Source organism: Rhodoferax sp. (assembly GCF_039922535.1).
Classification (GTDB): Bacteria; Pseudomonadota; Gammaproteobacteria; order Burkholderiales; family Burkholderiaceae_C; genus Rhodoferax_B.
This window is the reverse complement of the sequence record NZ_JBDTEM010000224.1, coordinates 1-4,637: the sequence shown is the minus strand read 5'-3', so window position 1 is coordinate 4,637 and position 4,637 is coordinate 1. Positions and strand designations below refer to the sequence as shown.

At 63.9% G+C, this 4,637-nt stretch carries 5 protein-coding genes; 2 read left to right on the top strand and 3 right to left on the bottom strand.

Annotated elements, in window-relative coordinates; genetic code table 11:
• The 3 genes from ABI213_RS10775 to ABI213_RS10765 form a co-directional block, all read right to left on the bottom strand.
• The coding region (locus ABI213_RS10775) for a phosphoethanolamine transferase (protein ID WP_348027020.1) at positions 1–1,629 on the bottom strand (1,629 nt) is incomplete at its 3' end.
• Positions 1,630–1,698: 69 nt separating this feature from the next.
• Positions 1,699–1,884, bottom strand: coding sequence for a hypothetical protein (locus tag ABI213_RS10770; protein ID WP_348027018.1), 186 nt, complete (start codon positions 1,882–1,884; stop codon positions 1,699–1,701).
• Positions 1,884–3,647, bottom strand: coding sequence for a methyl-accepting chemotaxis protein (locus tag ABI213_RS10765; RefSeq protein ID WP_348027016.1), 1,764 nt, complete (start codon positions 3,645–3,647; stop codon positions 1,884–1,886). Before ABI213_RS10765 ends, ABI213_RS10770 begins: the two co-directional genes overlap by 1 nt.
• A 380-nt stretch (positions 3,648–4,027) precedes the next feature.
• Between ABI213_RS10765 and kdpF the strand changes: the two genes are divergently transcribed.
• Together kdpF and ABI213_RS10755 are read left to right on the top strand one after the other, a co-directional pair.
• The gene (kdpF, locus tag ABI213_RS10760; RefSeq protein WP_092760146.1) at positions 4,028–4,126 is read left to right on the top strand and encodes a K(+)-transporting ATPase subunit F; all 99 of its coding nucleotides are present in this window, start codon (positions 4,028–4,030) and stop codon (positions 4,124–4,126) included.
• The coding region (locus ABI213_RS10755) for a potassium-transporting ATPase subunit KdpA (RefSeq protein ID WP_348027014.1) at positions 4,126–4,637 on the top strand (512 nt) is incomplete at its 3' end. The genes kdpF and ABI213_RS10755, both read left to right, overlap by 1 nt.

Below are 4,637 nucleotides of genomic sequence, written 5' to 3'. Positions count from 1 at the left end.
CGGAATATCTACCGGCAGCACCGGGGCCTGCCATTGGTAGCCCGGTTGCAGCACGTCACGGCTGGGCAGGTTGCCTGCCCACTGGATGTTCAGCAGGTCGGCCACGGTCCAGGCGACCCAGTCTGCGCGAAACGGCCTTGCCGCCAGGTCTGCACTGGGCTGGTTGCGCCAGATGATGGCAGGAATGCGGTAGCCCGAAGGGGTGGACGGGCTGTGGCCCGTGCGGTCGCTGTCATGCCCAACCTCCTGGCCGTGGTCTGACAGGTACATCCAGGCCCGGTAGGTCTGCGGTGTGCCGGTATCCCGCGTCATCTGCAGCAGCGCGGCCACGATGCCGTCGTGGTAGAGCACCGCAGCGTCGTATTCGCGCCGGAACTTGCGCACCCAGGCGCTGCGGCCCACCTGGAGCAGGTCGGCATCGACTCCGTCTGCTGTGTTGTTGAATGGGTTGGCACCGTCTGGAAAGCGCAAGCTGTAGTGCGGGTGGGCGCCCATCAGATGCACCACCACCAGCTTGCGCGGGGTCGGGTCTTGCAGGGCCTCTTGCACGCAGTCCAGCAGCTCGCTGTCGAGCGAGGTGCCAGCCCGGCCCGGTGTGCGGTTGACCATTTCGACCACGTCGGCCAACCGTCCGTGCTTTTGCTCGATCGCCATGTCGTCGTGGTTGCTGATCCACCAGACTTTGTAGCCAGCCGCACGGGCCAAAGCCAGCAAGTGCAGCGGGTCTTGGCTTTCAGGCTGGCCAAAGTTGAACATGCTGCGCATCGCGGGCAAGGTGCTGGCATCCACCGACCAGGCGTTGCGCAGCACCTGCATCTGATTCCCCAACTGCGCCTGCTGTGCCAATAGGCGCGGCGTGGTGGGGCGGCCATAGCCGTACAGCGCCAGGTTGTCGCGGTTGATGCTGTCGGTGATGACCAGCACCACAGTGGCGGGCCCCGCCTGCGTCAGCGTGGGGGCGACGGCCTGGGCACGCTGCAGCGCCCGATCCCGCGCTTGCTGCTGGTCGCCCCACTGGCCACGCAGGGTGTGCAGGGTCTGCACCCAGTTCGGCCAAAACAGCAGCGGATGCAAGCGCCGCCAGGGTTTGCTGGCGTACGCCAGCAGAGTAGCGACCAGCAGCAGGCAGACCAAAGCCAGCGTCCAGCGTGCGTAAGCGCGCGCGGGGCGAGCGGCTGACAGAGCCAGCGACACCCGTGCGCCGCGCTGCGCGCACCAAGCCAGCAAGACGGCGCACGCCACCGCCAGCGCGGCCCAGACCGCCATCTCGCGCCACTGCATGGCGAGGTATTCGGCGCTTTCCCGAGGATTGGTATTGGCGGCAGAACCCAGCACCAGCGCACCTTCGGGGGCCGCCTGGTAGGTGTGCAGCAGATACGCCCGGACCAGCCCGTCCAGCACAAACGCCATCGCCCATGCCCAGACCATGGCCGTGCGCAGGTGGTGCACACCCGCGCCGCGCACCGGCCAGACCAGCCAGGCCAGCATGGGCAGCGCCAAAAGTGCCAGCTGCGCCACGCGCCGCCCCTCGTGCCCCAGGGCGATGCATACCAGCAGCACGGTCGCCAGCAAGGCGGTGGAGCCGTAGTTCAAGCGGTACGGGTGGGCAGAGGGATTCGGAAATTGCATGGCAAGGAGTGTAGAAGGGCGGCGTCGAACGCAGCGCCCCGGGCGACCCACTTGCTTGGCAGGGTGTGGCTATTTTTGTGGGCGACGATAGAAGGCGTAGGGCGGCGGTGCATCGCCGTGTGCCAGTGCCAGTTCAAACCGCGCGTCCTGGAGCAACAGCGAAACTTGAACCAACCCGTCTCGCACGCTGTTGAGGGCGCACACCAGGGTTAACAGCTGCTCGGCCGGCACTTCGTCAGATGGACCGTCGGCCATCAAAAACTGCTCCAGCCATCCTCTTGATTGGTGGCGGTTGCGGATTTCGGTTTTACGGGCGCAGAAAGTACCGTGGATTTGGCCGGGAAGGCGGCGTGCTGTGCCAGCTTTTTCGGAACCACGCCCGCACTGCGGGCTGCGCCGTTGCCCGCCATAGGACGGGGTACGAACTTTGAAGCCGCAGGCACTGGCCGGACGAGTGCCGCAGTGCCGCCGCCTGTGCCCAGCTTGAATACCGCCACGGCCTCCACCATATCCTGCGCTTGCGTATTCAGGCTGCTGGCTGCAGCCGCCATTTGCTCGACGAGCGCGGCGTTCTGCTGCGTGGCCTGGTCCATTTGGGTCACGGCTTCACCGACCTGGCTGACACCGGCGGATTGCTCCGCACTGGCGGCACTGATCTCGCCCATGATGTCGGTCACGCGCCGGATCGAGGTGACGACTTCCTGCATCGTCACGCCCGCCTGGTCGACCAGCACCGTACCTTGTTCCACCCGGTCCACGCTGGCGGAGATCAAGGCCTTGATCTCCTTGGCGGCCTCGGCCGAGCGGCCGGCCAGGCTGCGCACTTCGCTGGCCACCACCGCAAAGCCACGACCCTGCTCGCCAGCCCGCGCGGCTTCCACCGCGGCGTTGAGGGCCAGGATATTGGTCTGGAAGGCAATACCATCAATGACACTGATGATGTCCGAAATCTTCTTCGAGCTGTCGTTGATGCCCTTCATGGTTTCTACCACCTGAACCACCACGTCGCCGCCACGCACAGCCACGGTCGATGCACTCTGGGCCAGCTGGTTGGCCTGGCGCGCGTTGTCGGCGTTTTGCTTCACGGTGGAGCTGAGCTCCTCCATCGAGGCCGCCGTTTCCTCCAGCGCACTGGCCTGCTGCTCGGTGCGCGCCGACAGGTCGTGGTTGCCCTGCGAAATCTCCGCACTGGCCGTGGCCACACCTTCGGCGTTCTGGCGCACATTGCCCACCACTTGGGCCAGGCTGGCTTGCATGTTCTTCAGCGCCATCAACAGCTGCGCGGTTTCATTGTTGCCGGTGGCCTCAAACTGCAGGCTCAAATCGCCCGCCGCCACGGCGCGCGATACTTCCACGGCCTGGTTCAAAGGCCTGGTGATCGAGCGCACCAGCAGCCAACCCAGAAGACCCAGAAGGGCAATGGCGGCCAGCCCCAGGCCTACCAGCAAGCTGTACGCAAACACGTACGCCTTCTGCGCACGGTCTTGGGCCCGCTGGCCCTCGTCGGTTTGGCTTTTCACGAAATCGTCGGCCGCAGCCAGCGCTGTAGTCTGGAGCGGAGCCACTTCGGTCAGCAGCAGCTTGGTGGCTTCGGCGTTGTTGTTCGCGGACCCCAGCTCCACCACCTTGTTGACGGGCACCGTCATCGCATCGATAGCCGCCTCCATTTTGCCCAGGCTGGCCCTGCCAGCGGTACTGGTGACCGTGTCATGCAGTTGCTTGTCCCAATTGGTGTAATCACTGCGAACCTGGGCCAGACGCTGGGCCATTTGCTGGATGCTGGGTACATCTTCCAGCATCACGATATTGCGCGTGATGACTGCACGCTGGTACAGGTTGTCTTTGATGTCATGGCCCAGCGCAATTTTGGGCATCCGGTCCTGCGTGATCAGGCTCAATTCCGCCTTGATCGAGTCCATGCTGCCCAGTCCGGTCACCACCAACAGCACCAGCAGCAATGCCGCCAGAACAATGCCAGCGGTCAGGCGCGTGCCGATTTTGAGATCTTTGAAGTTCATGGTGTGGCTTTCAGGACGGTGGAAAAGACCTACCAGACCGATTTGACACCGCAACCAAATTGCAATCAAGTGTTTCAAATGACGCCATCGGTAAAGATTTATGTACCCCTCAAATCAGCCGCTGCAGCAATGCCACCGTAACGGCCCGGGCCCTCTTTGCAGGATTGCGATGGCCAGCATCTTTACGCTTTCTATACAGCCCGGACCCACCTCTCTACCCCGTTTTTACGGCCGCTTACATACGCTTACTCCATCAATTTCAAACGAAAGTGGGGCGGTATGGATGTTCTATGGATCGCAGGCTTGGGCCTGCTGTGGGGGGTGATGGCACTCATGGTGGCGGGCTTCCAGAAGCTCGAAAAACCCAAGGGAGGCCGCGCATGATCCCGCTCGAAATGCTCTATGGCCTGGGTGGTTTGTGCGCCGTGCTGCTGCTGGCGTATTTGGTCTATGCGCTGATCTGCGCTGAGGAATTCTGATGAACGCGAACGCTTGGGGCCTGCTGGCCCTTTATCTCGTGGTGCTGCTCGCCGCGGCTTGGCCGTTGGGCCTGTGGCTGGCGCGCCTGGCCGATGGGCGCATTCCTGGCTGGATGCGCCGCGTGGAAGCCCCGCTGTACAAGCTGGCCGGCACCGACCCCGACAAATCCATGCACTGGGCGCACTACGCGCTGGCGCTGCTGGCCTTCAACACACTGGGCGCGCTGGTGGTTTACGCGCTGCAGCGGCTGCAGGTCTGGCTGCCGCTGAACCCACAAGGCATGGCGGCGGTGTCGGCGGATTCGTCCTTCAACACGGCGGTGAGCTTTGTCACCAACACCAACTGGCAGGGCTATGGGGGTGAGTCCACCATGGGTTACCTGACGCAGATGCTGGGCCTGGCGGTGCAGAACTTCTTGTCGGCGGCCACCGGCATCGCCGTGGTGTTTGCGCTGATGCGCGGCTTTGCGGCGCGGTCCACGGCGGTGATCGGCAACTTCTGGGCCGACAT

Excerpts from the sequence above, each read along its gene's own strand:
- ABI213_RS10770 (WP_348027018.1), bottom strand. The coding sequence starts at position 1,884 with ATGGCCGACGGTCCATCTGACGAAGTGCCGGCCGAGCAGCTGTTAACC.
- ABI213_RS10765 (WP_348027016.1), bottom strand. The coding sequence starts at position 3,647 with ATGAACTTCAAAGATCTCAAAATCGGCACGCGCCTGACCGCTGGCATT.
- kdpF (WP_092760146.1), top strand. The coding sequence starts at position 4,028 with ATGATCCCGCTCGAAATGCTCTATGGCCTGGGTGGTTTGTGCGCCGTG.